We start from the raw sequence: 19755 nt of genomic DNA on the forward strand, positions 1-19755 counted from the left end.
GCTGCGGATTTCATCACAGCCCACTCTATATGGCAAGGCTTAAAACCCATGTTGTTGACAGGTTTTATATCGTAGAAAACGCTGAGGGTGAAGATATTGCCTGCGTTGATTGCTATAAATTAATGAGCAACCTTGCTGCAGCGAGCAAAGAGAGGGCGGCTTATGATTTCGGCCCGGAGTCTTTCTGAGCCCATGAACGCTGCCATTCACATCACCGATATCGAAGCCGCCATCAACTACTGGCGCGCGCGCGCTCCATCGCCGGATGGTGTCTTGCTCAGCCCCGAAGTGCGGGCGCTGGCCGAGGTGTATGGGCTGATGATTGTGAGCCGCGAGGTGGACGTGAATACGGTGGGCTTTCCGTCTCACGCCATGGCGGCCTGGCTGGTCTGGTACGACACCATGCCCGACACGCCCTGTATTGCGATCTGCTCGACCAGCCAGGGCGACGCAAAGTGCAAGGGCTGCGGCCGCAGCTTTGACGAGGTGCAGTTCTGGACGGCCATGGAGCCTGCCGAAAAGCGTGTGGTTTGGCGCCGGATCACGGCAGAAGGTGATTCCTGGCGCTTTAACCGCTATGCGGAGCGCGCGACCGAGAATCGCCTGCCGCGCGGATAACAGGGCTTAGAACGTGTTGACGATCTCCTCGGCGCCGCGCCAGTACCGTTGCGGGATGGGATGCTAGGCGCGGGTGCGCAGCAAGGCTGTTGCCTTGCAAGCGACCGCAACGCCGCAGACCGCCCGCAAAGGCACTGGCCCGCAGGGTTGAGGCGAAATCGGGCGATTTCTGCGCGCTGCGGCTGGCTTGCACCCCCGGTGCAAGCTGCTCCACATCGCTTCGAACTCATCCCGATTGCGTCTCAACGCGGCTGCGTAGAGATCGTCAACACGTTCTTACTTCCAGCGAACTGGCTCAACAAACACCGTACCCAGATTGCTGGACAGGGTCAGCTGGCCTTCCTGAATCGTGGCTTGCAGCTGCATGCTGCGCTCGGCCAGGCTGCCCAGTTGCTGGGCGACTTCGGCGTCGATGTAATGCACTTCCAGCTTGCTCTGGCGGGCCAGCTTGCCTTCCAGGCCTTTCCACCAGATGTGGGACGAATGGTGGAAGGGGTAGACCAGCATGTGGTCCGACTTGTTGCAGGCCTTGGTGATGGGCTTTTCGTCGGGCTGGCCGACTTCGATCCACAGACGTTTCTGGCCGGTGTAATCGGTGATGTGCACATCGGGATCGTCCGGGTCGGACAGGCCGATACCAAAGCCCAGCGTGCCGTCGCCGTTGCACAAGTCTTGCAGCTTCCAGGCATTCAGCGCCAGGGCCACCAGGCGCACCATCATGCGGTCGTCGGTCTCGCTGGGGTGGCGGGCCAGAGTCAGGTTGTGGTCGGCGTAGTAATTGTGGTCGATGTCGGCAATCGACAGATTGGCTTTGAAGATGGTGGACTTGATGGCCATGGCGGTAGGCAGTGCTGCCCGCAGGCAGTCCAAAAACAATGATGTAAAAACAAGAGCTGCCTGCGCCTGATTGTTCAGGGTTTGGCAGCTCTTTCTATCTGCAACTGCCTGTTTTCAGGCGGTTGAAGCTATGGATTACGTAGCGAAGCTTAGACGCGCTTGGCCAGCTCGGCAGCCTTGCCGATATAGGAAGCAGGCGTCATGGCCAGCAGGCGATCCTTGTCCGCCTGGGGGATTTCCAGGCTGTGGATCAGCTTGTGCAGGTCTTCGGCCAGCACGGTCTTGCCACGCGTCACTTCCTTGAGCTTTTCGTAAGCGCCTTGCACGCCATAGCGGCGCATCACGGTCTGGATGGGCTCGGCCAGCACTTCCCAGGCGTGGTTCAGATCGTCCTGCAGGCGCTCTTCGTTGAGTTCCAGCTTGTTCAGGCCGGTCATCAGCGAGGCATAGGCCAGCGTGGTGTAACCGAAGGCCACGCCGATGTTGCGCAACACGGTGGAGTCGGTCAGGTCACGCTGCCAGCGGCTGATAGGCAGCTTTTCGGCCAGGTGCTTGAGCATGGCGTTGGCCATGCCCAGATTGCCTTCGCAGTTCTCGAAGTCGATGGGGTTGACCTTGTGCGGCATGGTCGAAGAACCGATTTCGCCGGCCTTCAGGCGCTGCTTGAAGAAGCCCAGGGACACATAGCCCCAGATGTCGCGCGACAGATCAATCAGAATGGTGTTGGTGCGGGCCATGGCGTCAAACAGCTCGGCCATGTAGTCATGGGGCTCGATCTGGATGGAATAGGGCTGGAAGCTGATGCCCAGGCCCTTGGGTTCGGGCGATTCCACCACGCTCTGGCTGAAAGCTTCCCAGTCGAAGTCGGGCCAGGCCGACAGGTGGGCGTTGTAGTTGCCCACGGCGCCGTTCATCTTGCCCAGAATCTTCACGCCGGCAATATTGGCCGCGGCTTTTTGCAGGCGCACCACCACGTTGGCGAGTTCCTTGCCCACGGTGGTAGGAGAGGCAGTCTGGCCGTGGGTGCGGCTGAGCATGGGCACTTCAGCGTAGAGGTGGGCCATCTCGCGCAGCTTGGCGATTATGCCTTCGACGGCGGGCAGCAGCACGGTGTCGCGGCCGACGCGAATTTGCAGGGCGTGGCTGGTGTTGTTGATGTCTTCGCTGGTGCAGGCAAAGTGCACGAATTCCGAGGCCTTGTGCAGTTCGGCACGGGCATCGAACTTGGACTTGATCCAATATTCCACGGCCTTTACGTCGTGGTTGGTGGTCTTTTCGATGGCCTTGATGGCATCGGCATCGGCTTCGGAGAAATTGGTTACGAGGCTGTGCAGATAGTCGCGCGACTCGGCCGACAGCGGCTCGAATTCGGCAAAGCCGGCATCCGACAAGGCGATGAACCAGGTCACCTCCACCTGAACACGGCGGTGCATATAGCCGTATTCGCTCATGATGGGACGCAGTGCAGACAGCTTGGCGGCGTAGCGGCCGTCCAGCGGAGAAATGGCGGTGAGGGAGGACAGGTTCATGGTGGCGCAATTGTAGGTGCGCAGCATCAAGCGCACGCTGCGCTGGGTTGCTCATGTGCTTGGCAATCCGTCGCCATCCACGGGTGCTCCCTATACGCAGGACAGCGCTCATGGCCGCAGAAGTAGCGCATAGAATCCATCTACCGGTCTGTCGCCGGTGACCTGTGTCATGGGGTAGCTGCTATGAAACTGATAGGCTCAACCTCCAGTGCCTACGTGCGAAAAGTCCGCATCGTGCTCGCTGAAAAAAAGCTGGACTACCAATTCGTCGAGGAAAACCCCTGGGAGGCGGAGCGCACGCCCGGTACCGGCAATCCTCTGGGCAAAGTGCCGCGTCTGATCATGGAGGGCAGCGAAGCCATCTTTGACTCGCGGGTCATCGTTGAGTACCTGGACACCCTGTCACCCGTGGGCAAGCTCATTCCCGGCACCGGCCGTGAGCGGGCCGAGGTCAAGACCTGGGAAGCGCTGGCGGATGGCCTGCTGGATGCGGGTGCACTGGCGCGCCTGGAAGCCACCTGGCCCGGCCGCACCGAAGAGCAGCGCTCTCAGGCCTGGATGGATCGCCAGCTGGGCAAGATCAAGGCGGCGCTGAAAGTCATGTCACACGGACTGGGCGAGAAGCCGTTTTGCTGCGGCGGCACGCATCTGACGCTGGCCGATATCAGCGTGTGCTGCGCTTTGGCCTGGCTGGATTTTCGCTTTCCCGAGCTGGACTGGCGTGCCGATCACCCCAATCTGGACACGCTGCTAACCAAGATCGGCGCTCGCCCCAGCTTTGCCGCGACCGTGCCCCACTGAGCACAAGGCACGACACAAGAAAAGGCCGCTGTGCAGCGGCCTTTTCTTTGCTTGTTAAAAAAGTTGCGAAGCATCCCGAAACGAATTAAGAGAGGGAGGGAGGAGAAGCGCTCCGGGCCTTCATTGGGCTATACCCAAAGTCTTCGCAACATGAAACTAGGTTGTGCTTGTCCTGTCAATCCAACACATGCTTGATAGATGCGTCACTCTTGCAGAAGTTCAAGCCTCTGTGGCGCTCAAGTTGTAACAGTTTAGAGCTTGATGGCGGCCGCGCTGTAGGCCGCTTTTGACGAATCGTGAGAGTGCTCACTCTTTGATCTTCAGGGCCGCGGTTGGGGTTGTGATCCGTCCATCCGCAGCGTGGCCATGCCCCCAGCGGCGGATGGATCGGGAAAACGCTCAATCGCCTGCTTTGGCAAACACCGCGTTCCAGAGCGCCAGCACGGCATTGCGTGGCTGGCGGGCCTGTTCAGGCTCAAGCTGGCCCGGCTGCTCGTCCAGCCGTGCCACGTGCTGCAGGCGGCGCAGCTCGCGGTAGGCCTTGGCGGCCTCATAGCCAACGCCCTTGGGTAGCAAGCCGGCATCTTCGGCGCGTTGCAACAGGGCGATATTGCCCACGTTGGCAATCAGCTCGCGGTGGGCGGCAGATTGCGACAGCACCAGGTACTGCACGGCAAATTCCACATCCACCATGCCGCCGGCGCTGTGCTTGACGTCGAACAGCTGGCCGCGCACCGGATGTGCGCTGCGCACACGTTCGCGCATGGTCTCGATTTCGCTGCGCAGGGAATCCGGGTCGCGCGGGGCGGTAATGACGGCTTCACGCACGGCGTCAAAGCGCTCGTGCAGATGCATATCGGTCATGGGCTGGCCGGGCGGCGGCGGAAAGTCGCGGCTTCCCAGCACAAAGCGGGCGCGGGTCATGGCTTGGTGCTCCCAGGTCCAGGCGGTGTTGCTGCCGCGCTGCTGCTGGTAGTTGGCGTAGGACTCGAAGCTGGTCACCAGCAGACCGGAGTTGCCGTTGGGGCGCAGGGCGGTGTCGATCTCGAACAGATCGCCTTCACCGGTCTTGACGGTGAGCCAGTTGATGAGCTTGCGCACAAAGGCCGCATAGACCTCGGGGGCGCGGTCATCGTCGTCGTCGAACACAAAGACGATGTCCAGGTCGCTGCCGTAGCCCAGCTCCTTACCGCCCAGCTTGCCGTAGCCAATGATGCCGAAGCGGGGCGAATCGCGGTGGCGGTTCTTCAGGCGTGCCCAGCACCACTGGGCGGTGACGCGCAGTATGCAGTCGGCCAGGGCGCTCAGGTCATCGGCCACCTGCTCCACGGTAATGCGGCCCTCGATGTCGCGGGCCAGAGTGCGAAAAACCTCGGCATGGTGAGCGCGGCGCAGCAGATTGAGCAGGGTTTCGTCGTCGTCTTCGCCCGTCGATTGCAGGGCGGCCAGGCGCAGGGCCAGCTCGCGCTCGAAATCGGCGGCAATGAAGCGCTCCTTGAGGATGGCATCGCTGGCCAGCTCGTCAATCACGCCGGGGTGTTGTTGCAGATAGCGTGCAGGCCAACGTGCTGCACCCAAAAGGTGTAGCAGCCTTTCGTGAACTGCCGGGCGTTCCAGCAGCAAAGCCAGGTAGCTTTCGCGACGCAGCAGCGGCTCCAGCCACTGTAGAAAGCGTCGGGCCGCCTCTTCGGGCACCTGGGCGCTTTCCACCCATTGCGAGGTGCGCTCAACCAGGCGGAACAAGCGGGCGCGCGCTTCATCGCGCAGGCCGGTGATGCGGGCGTTGTTGCGCCAGTCTGCCACCTGCCCGGCCAGGACGGGCGGCAGCAGCTCGATCAGGTTCTCAATCTCCTGCGGCGTGGGCGTGTTGCTGGCTGCACTCTTGGCGCCGCCGCAGCGGCCGCTGTTGCACTGCTGGGCATCGCCGCCCAGCAAGGTATCGAACTCTTCGGCCACGCGCTCGCGGTGTTCGTCAAGCTGGTGCAGAAAGCCGCGGGTGTCGGCGAAGCCCATGGTGCGGGCAATCCACAGCAGATCGTCATCGCGGGTGGGCAGCACATGGGTTTGCTGGTCGTCCAGATACTGAATGCGGTGCTCGACCTGGCGCAGAAAGACATAGGCCTGGGTCAGCGCCTGGGCAATGTCCTGGCTCATCAGATCGGCCCGGGCCAGACGGTGCAGCGCTTCCAGCGTGGGGCGGCAGCGCAGCTCGGGGAACTGGCCGCCGCGAACCACCTGCAGTAGCTGCACGATGAATTCGATTTCGCGTATGCCTCCGCGCGAGAGCTTGACGTCGTTGGCGCGTTCGGGATGGCCTGCGCTGCGCTTGGCCGCATGCTCGCGGATCTGGCGATGCAGCACGCGCAGCGAATCGAACACTGAGTAATCGAGATAGCGGCGAAAAACAAAAGGCAGCACCACGTTGCGCAAGGCCTGGACATGGGGCGACTGCACGGCGGCATAGGGGGCGACCACGCGGCTCTTGAGCCAGGCAAAGCGCTCCCATTCGCGGCCGTGGATCTGCAGGTACTCCTCCAGCGAGGCCAGCGAGACGGCGGGCGCACCCGAGTTGCCATTGGGGCGCAATGCCAGATCCACGCGAAACACAAAGCCATGCTCGGTGGTGTCGCCGATCAGCCCATAAATACCTTTGACGGCGCGACCAAAGTATTCATGGTTGGAGATCACGCCTCGGCCGTCGCTCTGGCCAGCGGTATCGCCATCTGTTTCATAGACGTAGATCAGATCGATATCGCTGGAGACATTGAGCTCGCGCGCTCCGAACTTGCCCATGCCTATGACCCACAGCTGCACGGGCTGGCCGTCCGGGCCCTGCGGCGCACCGTGGCGGGCGTCCAGATCGGCTCTGACCTGGGTGCAGGCTCGGTCCAGTGCCAGCTCGGCCAGCTCGGTGACGGCCTTGGTCACTACGGAAAGCGTAGCGCTTTGCTCGCAATCCTGGGTGATGAGTCTGTCCATCACCAGCTGGCGCAGCACGCGCAGGCTGGCCGAAAGATCCAGACCGCGCTGGGCAAGCGTGGCCAGCGCCTGCTCCATCAAGGCCTTGTCGGGTGCCCCCGGCGGCAGAGCATCAAACCAGTTTTCGTAACGGCGGTGCAGCCGCTGCTGAAAGCGTGAATACTGGGCCAGGGAAGAAATATTCAAGGCGTTGTCTGCCATTGCGTACTCTGGGAACTGCATACGGACCGCGAAAAATTGGCCATGCAGGCGGATGACCCCCAGGGCAACGCTTGGTTACCGAATTGCCGATGAGGGGGCCGGTCATAATTCCCGCCATTGCTCAAGCCACAGATGATCGAACCGAAACCGCACCCAACTCGCCGAACCCATAGGCTGGCCAGCTTGGCACGGTGGTCACTTGGTGTGATTTTGAGCTTATGGCTTCTGGTGGCCGCCGTGTGGGGGGTGCTCCATGGCTGGATTGTGCCGCGAATCAGCGAGTGGCGCCCCGAGCTGCAATCCCTGGCCTCACGTACCCTGGGTGTACCGGTCACCATCGGTTCGCTGTCGGCCCGGCGCGATGGAATCATTCCCCGTTTCGAACTCGGCGATGTGGTGCTGCACGACCCCGCCAGCGGCAGCGAAGCCCTGCATTTGTCGCGCGTGGTGATAGGCGTTTCCGCTCATTCGCTGCTGACGCTGGGGGTGGAGCAGATCTATGTGGAAGCTCCGGACCTGACGATTCGCCGTGCAGCAGATGGTCATATTTTCATAGCTGGTATCGCAATGGATACCAGGGTCAGCGGCAATAACTCTGCTGCAGACTGGATTTTTTCCCAACCGGAAATTGCCTTGCGCCACGGTCGGCTGCAATGGGTGGACGAGCTGCGCCAGACCCCGCCGCTGTTGCTGACCGATGTGGATCTGGTGTTGCGCAACAAGGCCTGGAGCCACTCGCTGCGCCTCGATGCCACGCCGCCCGAGGCCTGGGGTCAGCGCTTTACCGTCATGGGCAACTACAAGGAGCCGCTGCTTTCCGTCCATGAAGGGCAGCTGGATCGCTGGAGCGGCCAGACCTATCTGGACTTTGCGCAGATAGACCTGTACCAGGCCGGCCCCTATATCGATACGGCCGACTGGCAGCTGCAGCAAGGCCGTGGTGCCCTGCGCGCCTGGGTGGAGGTCGGCCGCGGAAAGCCGGTAGGCCTGGTGGCCGATGTGTCCATCGAATCCCTGGCCTTGCAGTGGAAGGACAGGCCGCAGCCCCTGCAGCTGCAGGCGCTGCAAGGCCGCTTGCGGGTGCGCGAGCACAACGGCTATCAGGCTTCGGTAGAGAATTTCAGCTTTACCGCTGACGACGGTCTGCAATGGCCGCGCGGCAACCTTTCCCTGAACTATCTGCCCATGGGTACGGCCGAACAGGGCCCGCTGGGCGAACGTGGCGAAATCCAGGCCGATGAAATCAATCTGGCCATTGCGGCCCAGTTGCTGCAGCGTCTGCCCGTTCCCCAGGCGCTACAGGAGCAGTTGGCGGCCATCACCCCCAGCGGCCTGCTGCGCCAGTGGCAGCTGAGCTGGCGCGGGCCCCCGCAGGCTCCGCTGCAGTTCAAGTCGTCGGGTCGGGTGGAAAAGCTCACCCTGCATTCCCAGCCGTCGCCAGACCCTGCCAGCTATGGCGTGCCCGGCATGAGCGGGATCAGCGGCCGTTTTTCCTTCGATCAGGACAGCGGCGAGGCGCAGCTGAGCAAGGACGCGGGCGTGGCCAGGGCCAGCCTGAGCTTTCCCGGCGTGTTCGAGCTGCCGGAGATTCCTTTTCAGCAACTGGATGCCACGGTGCGTTGGCAGACCCCGACCCAAGGCCAGAGCCGGGCGATCAAGGTGCAAGTGCCTCAGCTGAGCTTTGCCAACGAGGACACGGCGGGCCAGGCCCAGGCCCAGTGGCAGACCGGGGCGGGCACGGCCGCACAGCCGCAGTTTCCCGGCGTGCTGGACTTGCAGGGGCAGCTGAGCCGCGCCGACGGCGCGCGCATTTACCGCTATCTACCGCTGGATCTGGGCGGCGATGCGCTGCGCTATGTGCGTGAGGCCGTGGCCTCCGGGCAGGCCGGCAATGTGAAGTTCAAGGTCAAGGGAGAGCTGGATCTGGTGCCGTTCGAAAAGCCCGGCCAGGGGGAGTTTCACATCAGCGCCCAGGTGCGCGATGTGAACTACCGTTATGTGCCGGCCCATTTGCTGGGCGCGGGCGAGAAGCCCTGGCCCGCGCTGACGCGCCTGTCTGGCGAGCTGGTGTTCGACAGAAACTCCATGTCCGTGCGCAATGCCAAAGGCTTTCTGGGCGATAGCGCCGTGGTGGTGGACGAGGCACAGGCCAGCATCGCAGACTGGAATACCACCGAAGTGAAGGTTGCCGCCAAGGCCCATGGCGCGCTGAGCGAGATGCTGGGCGTGGTGCAGGGTTCGGCCCTGGCAGCGCTGACCGGCCATGTGCTGGACGAAAGCCGCGCCACGGGTAGCGCCAGGCTCAATCTGGATTTGTTCCTGCCCACGCTGCACATGGAGCGCAGCAAGGTCAAGGGTGAGCTGCAGTTCGCCGGAAATACCGTCAATCTCATGCCCGGCGTGCCGCCGTTGACCCAGGTGCGGGGTGCGGTGCAGTTTTCCGATACCGGCTTTGCGCTGGCTGGCGTGCAGGCCACAGCGCTGGGCGGCGATGTCAGGCTGGAGGGCGGCATGAAGCCAGAGCCGGTCAAAGCGGGTGCGGGCAAGATGGGAGCTGTGAGCAGCCCGGTGCAGATCCGCATCGAGGGCACGGCCACGGCCCAAGGTCTGCAGGAGGCCAAGGAGCTGGGCCTGCTGCCACAACTGGCCCGCCATATGCGAGGCCAGGCTCGCTACGGATTGCAGCTCAGAATTGCGCACAGCGAGCCCGACATCAGCTTTCAAAGCGATTTGCAGGGCATGGCCGTCAATCTGCCTGCGCCCTTTGCCAAGGCTGGCGAAGCGGCTTTGCCGCTGCGTGTGAACCGCCTGACGGCTCCCACGCCCGAGCCTGGCACTGATCAGATCAGCGTGCGCTGGGGCGATGCGGCGGCAGCGGTACTGGAGCGCGACATCAGCGGTGCACAAGCCAAACTGCTGCGCGGCAGCGTGGAGCTGCTGGGCAGCGGCAAGGCCTTGGCCGCGCCAACCGTCAATCTGCCGGCCAGCGGCTTGCAGGCGCGGGTGGAACTGCCGGTGGTGGATGTGGATGCCTGGGAAAAACTGCTTTCCGCACCTGTGGCTGCAGAGCCTGCGGCTTCCGCCGCCTCGCCCACGGCTGCTGCCGACTGGCTCTCCTATCTGCCCCGCCAGCTCACGCTCAAGACCGGGGAACTCAAGATCCATGGACGCCAACTGCACGATGTCTCGGCGCAGCTCACGCATGCAGGCAGCGTGTGGCAAAGCCAGGTGGATGCGCGCGAACTGGCGGGCCAGATCGAATACCGTCAAGCCACGCTGGCGGAACCCGCGGGCCAGCTGATTGCACGTCTGTCGCGTCTGGTGATTCCGGATGCCGAAGCCGATACCCAGCTGGAAGTCTCCCGCGAGCAATCCTCGCCCAGAGAGCTGCCGGCGCTGCAGGTCTCGGTGGATAACTTTTTGCTGGGCAAGCGCTCGCTGGGGCGTCTGGACGTGCAGGCGCGCAACCAGCTGGTGGCGGGCAGCCCCGGCCTGAGGGAATGGCAGCTTTCGCGCTTTGACATCACCACGCCGGAGGCTGGCCTGACTGCCAAGGGGCGCTGGGCGCTGCGTGCCGGAGACAGCAAGCATCCGGGTCACACCCAGCTGCAGTTTCAGCTCAATCTGCGGGATGTGGGCAAGCTGCTGAATCGATTTGAAATGCCGGGTGTGGTGGCCAACGGTCAGGGCAAGATGCAGGGTGAGATCAGCTGGACCGGCTCGCCCATGACGCCTGATTTCAAGACCATGTCGGGCGGCGTGCATCTCGATGTGCAAAAAGGCCAGTTTCTCAAGGCCGAGCCGGGGCTGGCCAAGCTGCTGGGTGTGCTGAGCCTGCAGGCCTTGCCGCGGCGGCTGACGCTGGACTTCCGGGACGTGTTTCGCAACGGCTTCTCGTTTGATTTCATGCGCGGCGATGTCAATATCCAGAACGGTATTGCGCGCACCAACAATATGCAGATGAAGGGCGTGAATGCCGCCGTGCTGCTGGAAGGCAGCGCCGATATCGACAAGGAAACCCAGGATCTGCATGTAGTGGTCGTGCCCGAAATCAATGCGCTGACGGCATCGCTGGTGGCCACGGCCATCAATCCGGTGATCGGTCTGGGCAGTTTTCTGGCACAAATGGTTTTGCGTGGCCCGCTGATTGCGGCGGCCACCAAGGAATTCCAGATTCGCGGCAGCTGGGATGATCCGCAGGTGATCGAGTTGCCACGACGTGCAGCCAAGGGCGGTGGTGCTGCCGATGCCGCTACGCCCAAAACAGAGGAAGCCCCATGAAAGTTGCCGCTTTGCAAATGGTGTCCGGCATGGCCGTACCCGCCAATCTGGACACTGCCAGGCTGCTGATGCAGCAGGCCGCCAGCCTGGGCGCCGAGCTGGTGGTGCTGCCCGAGTATTTTTGCGGCATGGGCGCGCGCGACACTGACAAGCTGGCATACAAAGAGGGGTTCGGGCAGGGGCCCATACAGGATTTTCTGGCCCGCAGCGCCAGGGAGCTGGGCCTGTGGGTGGTGGGCGGCACGCTGCCGCTGCAGGCCGCCGATGAGCAGCATGTGCTCAATACCAGCCTGGTGTTTTCGCCCCGGGGCGAATGCGTGGCCCGCTACGACAAGATTCATCTGTTCCACTTCGACAACGGGCGCGAACGCTATATCGAGGCTGCCGTCGTGGAGGCGGGGACCAAGCCCGTGGTCTGCGATATTCAGGCCAGAAACGGCGAAAGCTGGCGTCTGGGCTTGAGTGTCTGCTACGACCTTCGTTTTCCCGAGCTGTATCGGGCCCTGAGCGCCCAGGGCACAGATCTGCTGCTGGTGCCCAGCGCCTTCACCTACACCACGGGCCAGGCACATTGGGAGTTGCTGCTGCGCGCACGCGCCGTGGAGAATCTGGCCTATGTGCTGGCGCCGGGCCAGGGCGGAGTCCATGAAAACGGGCGCCGTACCTGGGGCCACAGCCTGCTGATTGATCCCTGGGGAGAGGTCCAGGCTCTGCGGGCTGAAGGCGCTGCGGTGGTGATTGGCGAGCTGTCTCGGCAACGCCTGAGCCAAGTGCGGCAACAATTGCCCGCTTTATCCCATCGCGTGCTGTGAGTTCCGATTCCATTCTTTCTACCGATCTTTCCTCCGAACATCCGGCAGGCTGGCCCTGGCGTCGCTGGCGCATGGCGTGGCGGCGCTGGTCGCTGTGGACGCTGCTGGTGGCCCTGGTGGTCAGCATGCTGGTCACCATGGTCTGGTTGGCCGGGCGCTATGAAGCCAGCCAAGTGCAGGAAAAGCTGGAACGCGATACCGCCAATGCAGTGGGCGATATACGGGCGGCACTGAACCGCAATCTGCAGGATTTGCTGGCGCTCAACGCGCCCGACAACGAGATCGCCGGCTGGAAGGTGCGCGCCGCCGAGCTGCTGCAGGTGCGCCGCGAGCTGATGCGTATTCAGTGGCGCAATGCCGACTTTCATGTGCGCGCTCATGCCGAGACCCCGTACCGCGCCGTGCAGTGGGAAGACGAGGAGCATTCGCGCAACAGCCTGCTTGGCGACTCTCTGACCTGCACGCATGCGCGGCGGGTGAACGGCCCCACTTATTCGCCCAGCCGTTTTCAGCTGCAGGGCGAGGGGCTGGGCACCGAGACCATGGATGTCTGCCTGCCGCTGACGCAAAGCGGCCAGATCGTGGGCTATGTGGTGGGAACCTACAGCCTGCAAGGCATTCTGATGTCTCAGGTGGGCAAGTCCTTGCCACGCACCCAGGAAGTGTCGTTCACCGAGCCGGATGGCACGCGGCTGGCCCTGGTCGGTGCGGCCTGGCGCGGCTCGCGCATGTTCACGGCCCAGCAGCTGCTGGACTTGCCGGGCAACACCCTGGTGCTGCGCATGGACAGCTGGCATCACGCGCCCAGCGTCTTCCCGAATGTGATGACGGCGCTGGTCACGCTGATGTCGATTGCGCTGATCTCGGTGGTGGTGGTGCTGGTGCGCGACAACCGCCGCCGTCTGCGCGCCGAGCGTGACCTGGGCGATGCGCTGGCGTTTCGCAAGGCCATGGAGGACTCTCTGGTCACCGGCATGCGGGCGCGTAACCTTACCGGCCACATCACCTATGTGAACCCCGCGTTCTGCAATATGGTGGGCTTTACGGCGAACGAGTTGCTAGGGCTGAACGTGGCCCCCTATTGGCCGCCCGAGCTGGCCCAGGAATATATGCTGCGTCGCGACCACCGTCTCTCGGGCATCTCGCCGCCGCCGCGAGAAGGGGCCGAGAGCGTGTTCATGCGCAAGGATGGTTCGCGCTTTCCGGTCCTGATTTTTGAGGCGCCGCTGATCAATGCCCAGGGGTTGCACACGGGCTGGATGAGCGCCTTCATCGACATCAGCGAGCAGCGGCGCATGGAAGAGCTCTCACGCTCCTCGCACGAGCGCCTGCAAGCGACGGCCCGTCTGGCCACGGTGGGCGAGATGGCTTCGCTGCTCAGCCATGAGCTGACCCAGCCGCTGGCCGCCATCTCCAGCTATGCCACGGGCGCGCTCAATATGCTGGGGGTTGCGGGCAGCGATGCCGAGCCCGACCCGCGCGAGCTGCGCCAACAGCAGCAGGACATGCGCATGGCCATGGAGCGCATCAGCTACCAGGCCGACCGTGCCGGCCGCGTCATCAAAAGCGTGCGGGATTTTGTGCGCCGCCGCGATCGCTCGCGCGAAGTGGTGACGGCGGAGGAGCTGTTTGAGGCCGTTTTGCCTCTGGTGAATCTGCAGGCGCACAAGCTGCGGGTCAAGGTGCAGTTGCAGGTGCAGCCCGGCCTGCCGTCGGTGCTTTGCGACTCGACCATGGTGGAGCAGGTGCTGCTCAATCTGGCGCGCAACGGCATGCAGGCCATGGACGGCATCGAGCTGGCTATGCGCGTACTCACCCTGCGCGCAAGCAGCCAAGAGCAAGCGGATATGTCACGTTGGGTAGAATTTTCGGTAGTGGATTGCGGAACCGGTATTTCTGACGAGATCGCCGAGCAGCTTTTCACCCCCTTCTACACCACCCGTGTCGAGGGCATGGGGCTTGGTCTGAGCCTGTGCCGCACCGTGGTGGAGCAACACGGCGGACGGTTGAGCCACCGCCGGCATCTTCCCCAGGGCACGGAGTTTGTTTTCACGCTGCCGGTCCACAGGGAACTCTGAGAGAGCCAGGATTTCATGGAACCAGTAACTGACGCCACTGTCTACATTGTGGATGACGATGCCGATGTGCGCGAAGCCTTGGCATGGCTGCTGCGTTCGCGCCGTCTGCTCAGCGAATGCTATCCCAGTGCCGAAGCCTTCGAGCTCATGCTGCAGACCCAGTCCGCGGTGCGCCGCCCCTGCTGCCTGCTGCTGGACATGCGCATGACGGGCATGAGCGGCCTGTCGCTGTTCAACCTCATGCTCGAGCGCGGCCAGACCGATGCCATGCCGGTGATCTTCCTCACCGGCCATGCCGATGTGCCCACGGCCGTGGATACGGTCAAGCGCGGCGCGTTTGATTTCTGTGAAAAGCCGTTTTCCGACAACGCTTTGGTCGACCGGATCGAGCAGGCGTTGGCCAAATCCGGCGAATTCCTGCAGGCCAAGCAGGCCAGGGAGGCGGTGCGCTGCCGGCTCAAGGAGCTGACCGAGCGTGAACAGGACGTGATGCGTCTGGTGGTGGAAGGCGTGCCCAACAAGCTGATTGCCGATCAGCTCGATATCAGCGTGCGCACGGTGGAAGTGCACCGGGCCCGCGTGTTCGACAAGATGCAGGTCAAATCGGCGGTGGAACTGGCGAATCTTTTAAGAACCCCCTGAGCGGATGCCTCTGGCCTGGGGAGAGCCGGTTTTCGGTGCTGCCCATTGGTCCTGCGCATGAAAAAGCCCCGCTTTGGCGGGGCTTTCCTTTGGGCCTGGGCACTATGCTTAACGGGCGCGTTCACCCACAAAGATTTCCACGCGGCGGTTGCGTGCGCGGCCGTCAGCCGAGTCGTTGGAGGCCACGGGCTGGCGCGAGCCCATGCCTTGCACCTGAATGCGGGTGCCGCCCACGCCACGCATGGTCAGGTAGTTGCGGGTGGATTCGGCGCGACGCAGCGACAGCGGATCGTTGATGGCGTCGGAGCCCGTGCTGTCGGTGTGGCCGATGATGCGCACTTCCGCGTTGGGGTTGTTGCGCAGGCCGTCGGCAAAGCGATCCAGGATGGGCGCGAAGTTGCCCTTGATGTCGGAGCGGCCGGTGTCAAACGAGATATCGCTGGGAATGTCCAGCTTGAGCTGGTTGTCGGCCGTCTGGGTCACGCCCACGCCGGTGCCCTGGGTGGCGGCTTCCATCTCGGCTTTCTGCTTTTCCAGATTCTTGGACCAGATATAGGAGCCCAGGGCGCCCACACCGGCGCCGATCAGGGCTCCCTGGCCCGCATGGCCGCCAGCGATGGCGCCAATGGCTGCGCCGCCGAGTGCGCCCACGCCCGCACCGGTGGCCGTGCGGCGCGTGGTGTCAGACATGCCGCCGGTATTGGCACAGCCGGCGATCAACAGTGCAGAGGCCAGAGCAGCCGTAACGGCCAGATTTTTGCGCATAGAAAACTCCTTGTGTTGGCGGCCCTTGAAAGGGTCAGACAAACGGGCTTCAAGTCTGAAGCCATCAAAGCTCAAGCGTAGCAGTGCCACAGGACGAAAATTCGTAAGACTATGTCTCTCATCGGCCAGCAGATGGCCGGTGTGGTCGCTACAGGTCTGTTATACCCTTGCTGTCGGAAAAGAGCTTGTTTTAACGCTTGGGTGGCACATCTGATTGCTCTTTGCCGGCATCCGTCAGCGGTGAAGGTGCCGCAGTTTGGGAGGGCAACTCACCCTTGTTGCGGCCCGAGAACATGGTCCACCACACAATAGCGACCAATATCGCCAACGCCAGCAGTGCTTCAAGCAAAATCAGACCCATGAATTTCCATCTCCTGCGCCATGCCTTGATGGCGCTGATTGTAGGCACCCTGGTGGCCTGCACCACCACCCCGCAGCAGAACGATCCCTCGCCGGTTCCGGATTTGCAGCCCCATGGCGGCGCCGGCACGCCGCGCCCGCCGATTGCCACCAACACGCCGACCAAGAGCCGCTGGGTGCCGGTGGACTGGTCCGAACTGCCCGGCGTGCAACAGGATTCGTTCACCGAAGCCTGGAATGGCTGGATCAAGAATTGCGAGCGCCCCAATACCGTGTTTGCCGGCCTGTGCACCGAGGTGCGCCGCCTGAGCATCGCGGGCGAGGACGAACAGCGCAACTGGATGATGACCCAACTGCAGCCTTATCGCATCGAGGCCAGCACGGGCGGCCCGGACGGCTTGCTGACCTCGTACTACGAGCCTTTGTTCGAGGCACGCCGGGTGCAGGGCGATGGCTTCAACGTGCCGCTCTATCAGACGCCGGCCAGCCTGGGCAAGCGCAAGCCCTGGTACACGCGTCAGCAGATCGAGTCGCTGCCCGAAGCGCAGGCCGCGCTTTCGGGGCGTGCGATTGCCTGGCTGCGCGATCCTGTCGATGCCATGGTGTTGCACATACAGGGCTCGGGCCGCCTGAAGCTGACCGAACCCGATGGCCGTCAGCGCATGGTACGCATGGCTTATGCGGGCACCAACGACCAGCCTTATAAGAGCGTGGGCCGCTGGCTGCTGGACCGCAATCTGGTGCGCGATGCCACCTGGCCGGGTATCAGCGCCTGGATTGCCGCCAATCCTGCGCGCGTGAACGAGATGCTGTGGAGCAACCCGCGTTATGTGTTCTTCCGTGAGGAAGAACTCAACCCCCTGGATGCGCAGTTCGGCCCCAAGGGCGCGCAAGGCGTGGCGCTGACGCCCGGCCGCTCGATTGCCGTGGATCGCAACAGCATTCCCTATGGCACGCCGGTCTGGCTGTCCACGCCCGGCCCTACCGTGGCGCTGAACCGGCTGGTGTTTGCCCAGGATACGGGCAGCGCCATTCTGGGCGCTGTGCGTGCCGACTTCTTCATGGGCTGGGGCCCGGAAGCCGGAGATCTGGCCGGACGTGTGAAGCAGAACCTGCGCCTGTGGGCCTTCTGGCCCAAGAGTCAGGCGGGCAGCGCACCGCATCTGCGCTGAGTTCTGTGCATTAGCCAGTTGCTCATATAAAAAGAGCTTCTTGCGCTTGGATATCAAGGATTTGAGATGCTTTTCTATCTGAAATCTAAGAATTCAATGCGCTGGCAGCTCTTTTTTATGGAGCGTGACTATTCCGAGTCGGCAAAGTAGCGCTGCACCAGCGGCGGCTCTTTGCCCCGGTGGTAGGCCAGTTTGCGATCGCGCAGCGCCACGTCATCGGCCGTGACGCGGTCAAAGCGACGCAGGTGCTCGGTCCAGGACTCGTCCACGATCTGCTCCAGATAGCGCTCCGGGCGGCTCATGCTGTGCAGCAAATGCCAGGACAGCGCGCCCTGGCGCATGCGGCTGCGGCGGCTTTCCTGCATCAGGGCGCGGAAATCCTTGGCCCGGTCCGGGTCGATCAGGTACTCGATGATCACCACCACGCGGCCGGCCTCGGGCGGCACATCGAATTCGGGGCGCTTGATGGCCTTGGACGGGCTCAGATCCTCTTCGATCTGCCGGTCTTTGATCAGTCTTTGCACCAGCAGCATGGAGGCCACGCCAAACACGGCGGCCACCGTCAGGCTGGTGCGCACATCGCTCATGGTGGCGACCTGACCCCAGAGAGCCGCGCCCGCCGCCGTGCCGCCCATGATGGACATCTGATAGATGGACATGCCGCGTGCCCGTACCCAGTTGGGCAGCGCCATCTGGGCCGCAACGCCCAGCGTATTGGCGGAAATGATCAGTGCCACACCGCTCAAAAACATGGCGGGTGCGCCCACATAGACATTGGGTGAGTAGGCCACCAGCAGCGTGGACAGGGCTTGGACCACGGAGCCCAGCAGCACCAGCCGCTCTTTGGAAAACGCCTGACGCAGGCGCGGCAGAAAGAAGGCGCCGACGATGGCGCCCGCGCCCATGCAGGCCAGCAGCAGGGTAAAGGTGTTGGCACCGCCGTCGGCGTCCGGCCCGTGCAGGCGCTGGGCGGTCAGCGGCAGCAGGGCCATCACGGCCGTGGCCTGCAGAAAGTAGGAGATGGTGCGCGCCAGCACGGCATGCATGCGCGGCGACTCTTTGATGAACTGCAGGCCTACGCGCATGGCCGAGGGCAGGCGCTCGCGGCCCAGCGGGTTTTCCTTGTGGGCGCGCTTCCAGCGAATCAGCACAAAGGCGGAAACAATGGACAGCGCCGCATTGAGCACAAACACCCAGGCGCTGCCCAGGCTGGCAATGATGGCGCCGGCCAGCAGCGGGCCGATGATGCGCGAGGCATTCATGGCCACGCCGTTGAGCGCCATGGCCGAAGGCAGGTGGTGCTTGGGCACCAGTTCGGGAATCAGGGCCGAGAACACCGGCCAGCGCATGGCCAGACCGATGCCGTTGGCAAAAGTCAGCACCAGCAGCAGATAGGCCGTCATCTGGCCCGAGAGCACGGCCAGACACAGCAGCAAGGCCACGATGGCGACCCAGAACTGGGTGACGATGAAGTAGCGGCGCCGGTCCAGAATGTCGGCCAGCGCGCCGCTGGGCAGGCCCAGCAGAAATACCGGCAAGGTGGAGGCCGACTGCACCAGGGCCACCAGCACGGGCGAGGTGGTCAGCGAAGTCATCAGCCAGGCGGCGGCGACGTCGTTCATCCACATGCAGGTGTTGGCCGCCATCCAGATCAGCCACAGCATGCGGAAGGTGGGGCCGGACAGCGGCGCCCAGACGGCATCGGCCGACTTCTTGGCCTGCTCCTCCTGGGCGGCCTGGGCGGCGCCCGCCCTGTCGGCGGCCGTCATGCCCGAGGGATCTTCCAGCAAGATGCCCGAGGCGCCGGGGCCCGGATCCGGCGCTGCCTGGCTGGCAGAGCGTTGCGGCTCTGGAGAAAATGGTGTCGCGAGTGGGGAATGAGGATCGTCAGCCATTGCTCCGCATTTTGCGGTCAAAAGTTCTGATGTGAACTAATGAAGGTGTAATTTGCAGATGATTGGCTTGTAGCCATTGCATATCAATCACTTGTTGCTATTGATTTTGCAGTCAATGCTTTAACTGCGTTTTTTGGCTGGCGCCTTGGTGACTCCCGGCGCCTGGCCGGCCATGGCGCCCAGATGCGCCAGCGGCAGGGCCGGGCTGGATTTGATCTCGCCCAGGGAAAAGCTGGTCTGCATGTCTTTCACATTGGGCAGGCTCAGCAGCGTGTTGCGCGCAAACTGGGCAAAGCTGTCCAGATCCTTGGTGACGACTTGCAGCTCGAAGGTGCCGGTGCCGCTGATGTAGTGGCAGGAAACCACCTCGGGCAGCTTGCGAATGGCGTCTTCCATTTCCTGGGTCAGGGATTTGGCCGTCTGCACCGCATCCAGCCGCACAAAAGCCAGCACGCCCAGGCCGATTTTGTGGCGGTCGATATCGGCGTGGTAGCCGCGGATATAGCCGGCTTCCTCCAGCGCTCGCACGCGCCGCCAGCAGGGCGCGGCAGACAAGCCCACGCGCTGGGCCAGTTCGGCATTGGTCAGCCGTGCATCGGCTTGCAGATGGGCCAGTATGGCAATGTCGAATTTGTCCAGATCGTTCACAAAAGCTTTTCTGAAAGAAAGAATCTTGCTCAGGATAGCTGAAATTGAGCAAAGAAAGCAAAGACTTATCCGGCTCCCACCTCTACACTTGAAAGCGGCAATTCACTATCAATGACAACGAGTTGGACGCGGTCCAG

Annotated in this window: 14 protein-coding genes; 7 read left to right on the top strand and 7 right to left on the bottom strand. The window is 63.0% G+C overall.

Translation table 11 applies throughout. The features are described from left to right. Positions 1–192 precede the first annotated feature (192 nt). Complete coding sequence (locus ACNAZA_RS17000; protein ID WP_415797723.1) at positions 193–618, top strand: DUF3717 domain-containing protein; 426 nt, start codon at positions 193–195, stop codon at positions 616–618. Positions 619–894: 276 nt separating this feature from the next. On the opposite strand, the gene ACNAZA_RS17005 is transcribed toward ACNAZA_RS17000, so the two are convergent. Together ACNAZA_RS17005 and purB are read right to left on the bottom strand one after the other, a co-directional pair. Further along, positions 895–1455 carry a YaeQ family protein gene (locus tag ACNAZA_RS17005; RefSeq protein WP_415797724.1) on the bottom strand — a complete coding sequence of 187 codons (561 nt, stop codon included), beginning with the start codon at positions 1453–1455 and terminating at the stop codon, positions 895–897. Positions 1456–1604: 149 nt separating this feature from the next. Continuing rightward, positions 1605–2984: an adenylosuccinate lyase gene (gene purB / locus ACNAZA_RS17010; RefSeq protein WP_415797725.1), complete on the bottom strand. Its 1380-nt coding sequence runs from the start codon at positions 2982–2984 to the stop codon at positions 1605–1607. 183 nt (positions 2985–3167) lie between these two features. Here purB and ACNAZA_RS17015 point away from each other — a divergent pair, with 183 nt between their 5' ends. Next, positions 3168–3785 carry a glutathione S-transferase family protein gene (locus ACNAZA_RS17015; protein ID WP_415797726.1) on the top strand — a complete coding sequence of 206 codons (618 nt, stop codon included), beginning with the start codon at positions 3168–3170 and terminating at the stop codon, positions 3783–3785. 399 nt (positions 3786–4184) lie between these two features. On the opposite strand, the gene glnE is transcribed toward ACNAZA_RS17015, so the two are convergent. Beyond that, positions 4185–6965, bottom strand: a complete 2781-nt coding sequence (gene glnE, locus ACNAZA_RS17020; protein WP_415797727.1) for a bifunctional [glutamate--ammonia ligase]-adenylyl-L-tyrosine phosphorylase/[glutamate--ammonia-ligase] adenylyltransferase — start codon at positions 6963–6965, stop codon at positions 4185–4187. 132 nt (positions 6966–7097) lie between these two features. Here glnE and ACNAZA_RS17025 point away from each other — a divergent pair, with 132 nt between their 5' ends. From ACNAZA_RS17025 to ACNAZA_RS17040, 4 genes are all read left to right on the top strand, one after another. Next, positions 7098–11246, top strand: coding sequence for a YhdP family protein (locus ACNAZA_RS17025; protein WP_415797728.1), 4149 nt, complete (start codon positions 7098–7100; stop codon positions 11244–11246). Continuing rightward, positions 11243–12058 carry a carbon-nitrogen hydrolase family protein gene (locus ACNAZA_RS17030; protein ID WP_415797729.1) on the top strand — a complete coding sequence of 272 codons (816 nt, stop codon included), beginning with the start codon at positions 11243–11245 and terminating at the stop codon, positions 12056–12058. Before ACNAZA_RS17025 ends, ACNAZA_RS17030 begins: the two co-directional genes overlap by 4 nt. Positions 12059–12129: 71 nt before the next feature. After that, on the top strand, positions 12130–14136 hold the full coding sequence (locus tag ACNAZA_RS17035; protein ID WP_415797781.1) for a two-component system sensor histidine kinase NtrB: 2007 nt from the start codon (positions 12130–12132) through the stop codon (positions 14134–14136). 15 nt (positions 14137–14151) lie between these two features. Continuing rightward, on the top strand, positions 14152–14778 hold the full coding sequence (locus ACNAZA_RS17040; protein WP_120965247.1) for a response regulator transcription factor: 627 nt from the start codon (positions 14152–14154) through the stop codon (positions 14776–14778). A 108-nt stretch (positions 14779–14886) separates the two neighbouring features. On the opposite strand, the gene ACNAZA_RS17045 is transcribed toward ACNAZA_RS17040, so the two are convergent. Together ACNAZA_RS17045 and ACNAZA_RS17050 are read right to left on the bottom strand one after the other, a co-directional pair. Further along, entirely contained in the window at positions 14887–15543 is a 657-nt protein-coding gene (locus tag ACNAZA_RS17045; protein WP_120970521.1) for an OmpA family protein, read from the bottom strand. Positions 15544–15733: 190 nt separating this feature from the next. Beyond that, the gene (locus ACNAZA_RS17050) at positions 15734–15904 is read right to left on the bottom strand and encodes a hypothetical protein (RefSeq protein WP_415797730.1); all 171 of its coding nucleotides are present in this window, start codon (positions 15902–15904) and stop codon (positions 15734–15736) included. Here ACNAZA_RS17050 and mltA point away from each other — a divergent pair. Next, complete coding sequence (gene mltA, locus ACNAZA_RS17055; RefSeq protein WP_415797731.1) at positions 15903–17075, top strand: murein transglycosylase A; 1173 nt, start codon at positions 15903–15905, stop codon at positions 17073–17075. The genes ACNAZA_RS17050 and mltA overlap by 2 nt on opposite strands. A 128-nt stretch (positions 17076–17203) precedes the next feature. On the opposite strand, the gene ACNAZA_RS17060 is transcribed toward mltA, so the two are convergent. Together ACNAZA_RS17060 and ACNAZA_RS17065 are read right to left on the bottom strand one after the other, a co-directional pair. Next, complete coding sequence (locus ACNAZA_RS17060) at positions 17204–18844, bottom strand: MFS transporter (RefSeq protein ID WP_415797782.1); 1641 nt, start codon at positions 18842–18844, stop codon at positions 17204–17206. Between the two features lie 246 nt (positions 18845–19090). Beyond that, complete coding sequence (locus ACNAZA_RS17065; RefSeq protein WP_415797732.1) at positions 19091–19618, bottom strand: Lrp/AsnC family transcriptional regulator; 528 nt, start codon at positions 19616–19618, stop codon at positions 19091–19093. Between the last annotated feature and the right edge of the window lie 137 nt (positions 19619–19755).

Source organism: Comamonas aquatilis (genome assembly GCF_965139575.1).
Classification (GTDB): Bacteria; Pseudomonadota; Gammaproteobacteria; order Burkholderiales; family Burkholderiaceae_C; genus Comamonas; species Comamonas aquatilis.

Coding starts and splice junctions, on each gene's coding strand:
- ACNAZA_RS17000 (WP_415797723.1), top strand. CDS start 193: ATGAACGCTGCCATTCACATCACCGATATCGAAGCCGCCATCAACTAC.
- ACNAZA_RS17005 (WP_415797724.1), bottom strand. CDS start 1,455: ATGGCCATCAAGTCCACCATCTTCAAAGCCAATCTGTCGATTGCCGAC.
- purB (WP_415797725.1), bottom strand. CDS start 2,984: ATGAACCTGTCCTCCCTCACCGCCATTTCTCCGCTGGACGGCCGCTAC.
- ACNAZA_RS17015 (WP_415797726.1), top strand. CDS start 3,168: ATGAAACTGATAGGCTCAACCTCCAGTGCCTACGTGCGAAAAGTCCGC.
- glnE (WP_415797727.1), bottom strand. CDS start 6,965: ATGGCAGACAACGCCTTGAATATTTCTTCCCTGGCCCAGTATTCACGC.
- ACNAZA_RS17025 (WP_415797728.1), top strand. CDS start 7,098: ATGATCGAACCGAAACCGCACCCAACTCGCCGAACCCATAGGCTGGCC.
- ACNAZA_RS17030 (WP_415797729.1), top strand. CDS start 11,243: ATGAAAGTTGCCGCTTTGCAAATGGTGTCCGGCATGGCCGTACCCGCC.
- ACNAZA_RS17035 (WP_415797781.1), top strand. CDS start 12,130: ATGGCGTGGCGGCGCTGGTCGCTGTGGACGCTGCTGGTGGCCCTGGTG.
- ACNAZA_RS17040 (WP_120965247.1), top strand. CDS start 14,152: ATGGAACCAGTAACTGACGCCACTGTCTACATTGTGGATGACGATGCC.
- ACNAZA_RS17045 (WP_120970521.1), bottom strand. CDS start 15,543: ATGCGCAAAAATCTGGCCGTTACGGCTGCTCTGGCCTCTGCACTGTTG.
- mltA (WP_415797731.1), top strand. CDS start 15,903: ATGAATTTCCATCTCCTGCGCCATGCCTTGATGGCGCTGATTGTAGGC.
- ACNAZA_RS17050 (WP_415797730.1), bottom strand. CDS start 15,904: ATGGGTCTGATTTTGCTTGAAGCACTGCTGGCGTTGGCGATATTGGTC.
- ACNAZA_RS17060 (WP_415797782.1), bottom strand. CDS start 18,844: ATGACGGCCGCCGACAGGGCGGGCGCCGCCCAGGCCGCCCAGGAGGAG.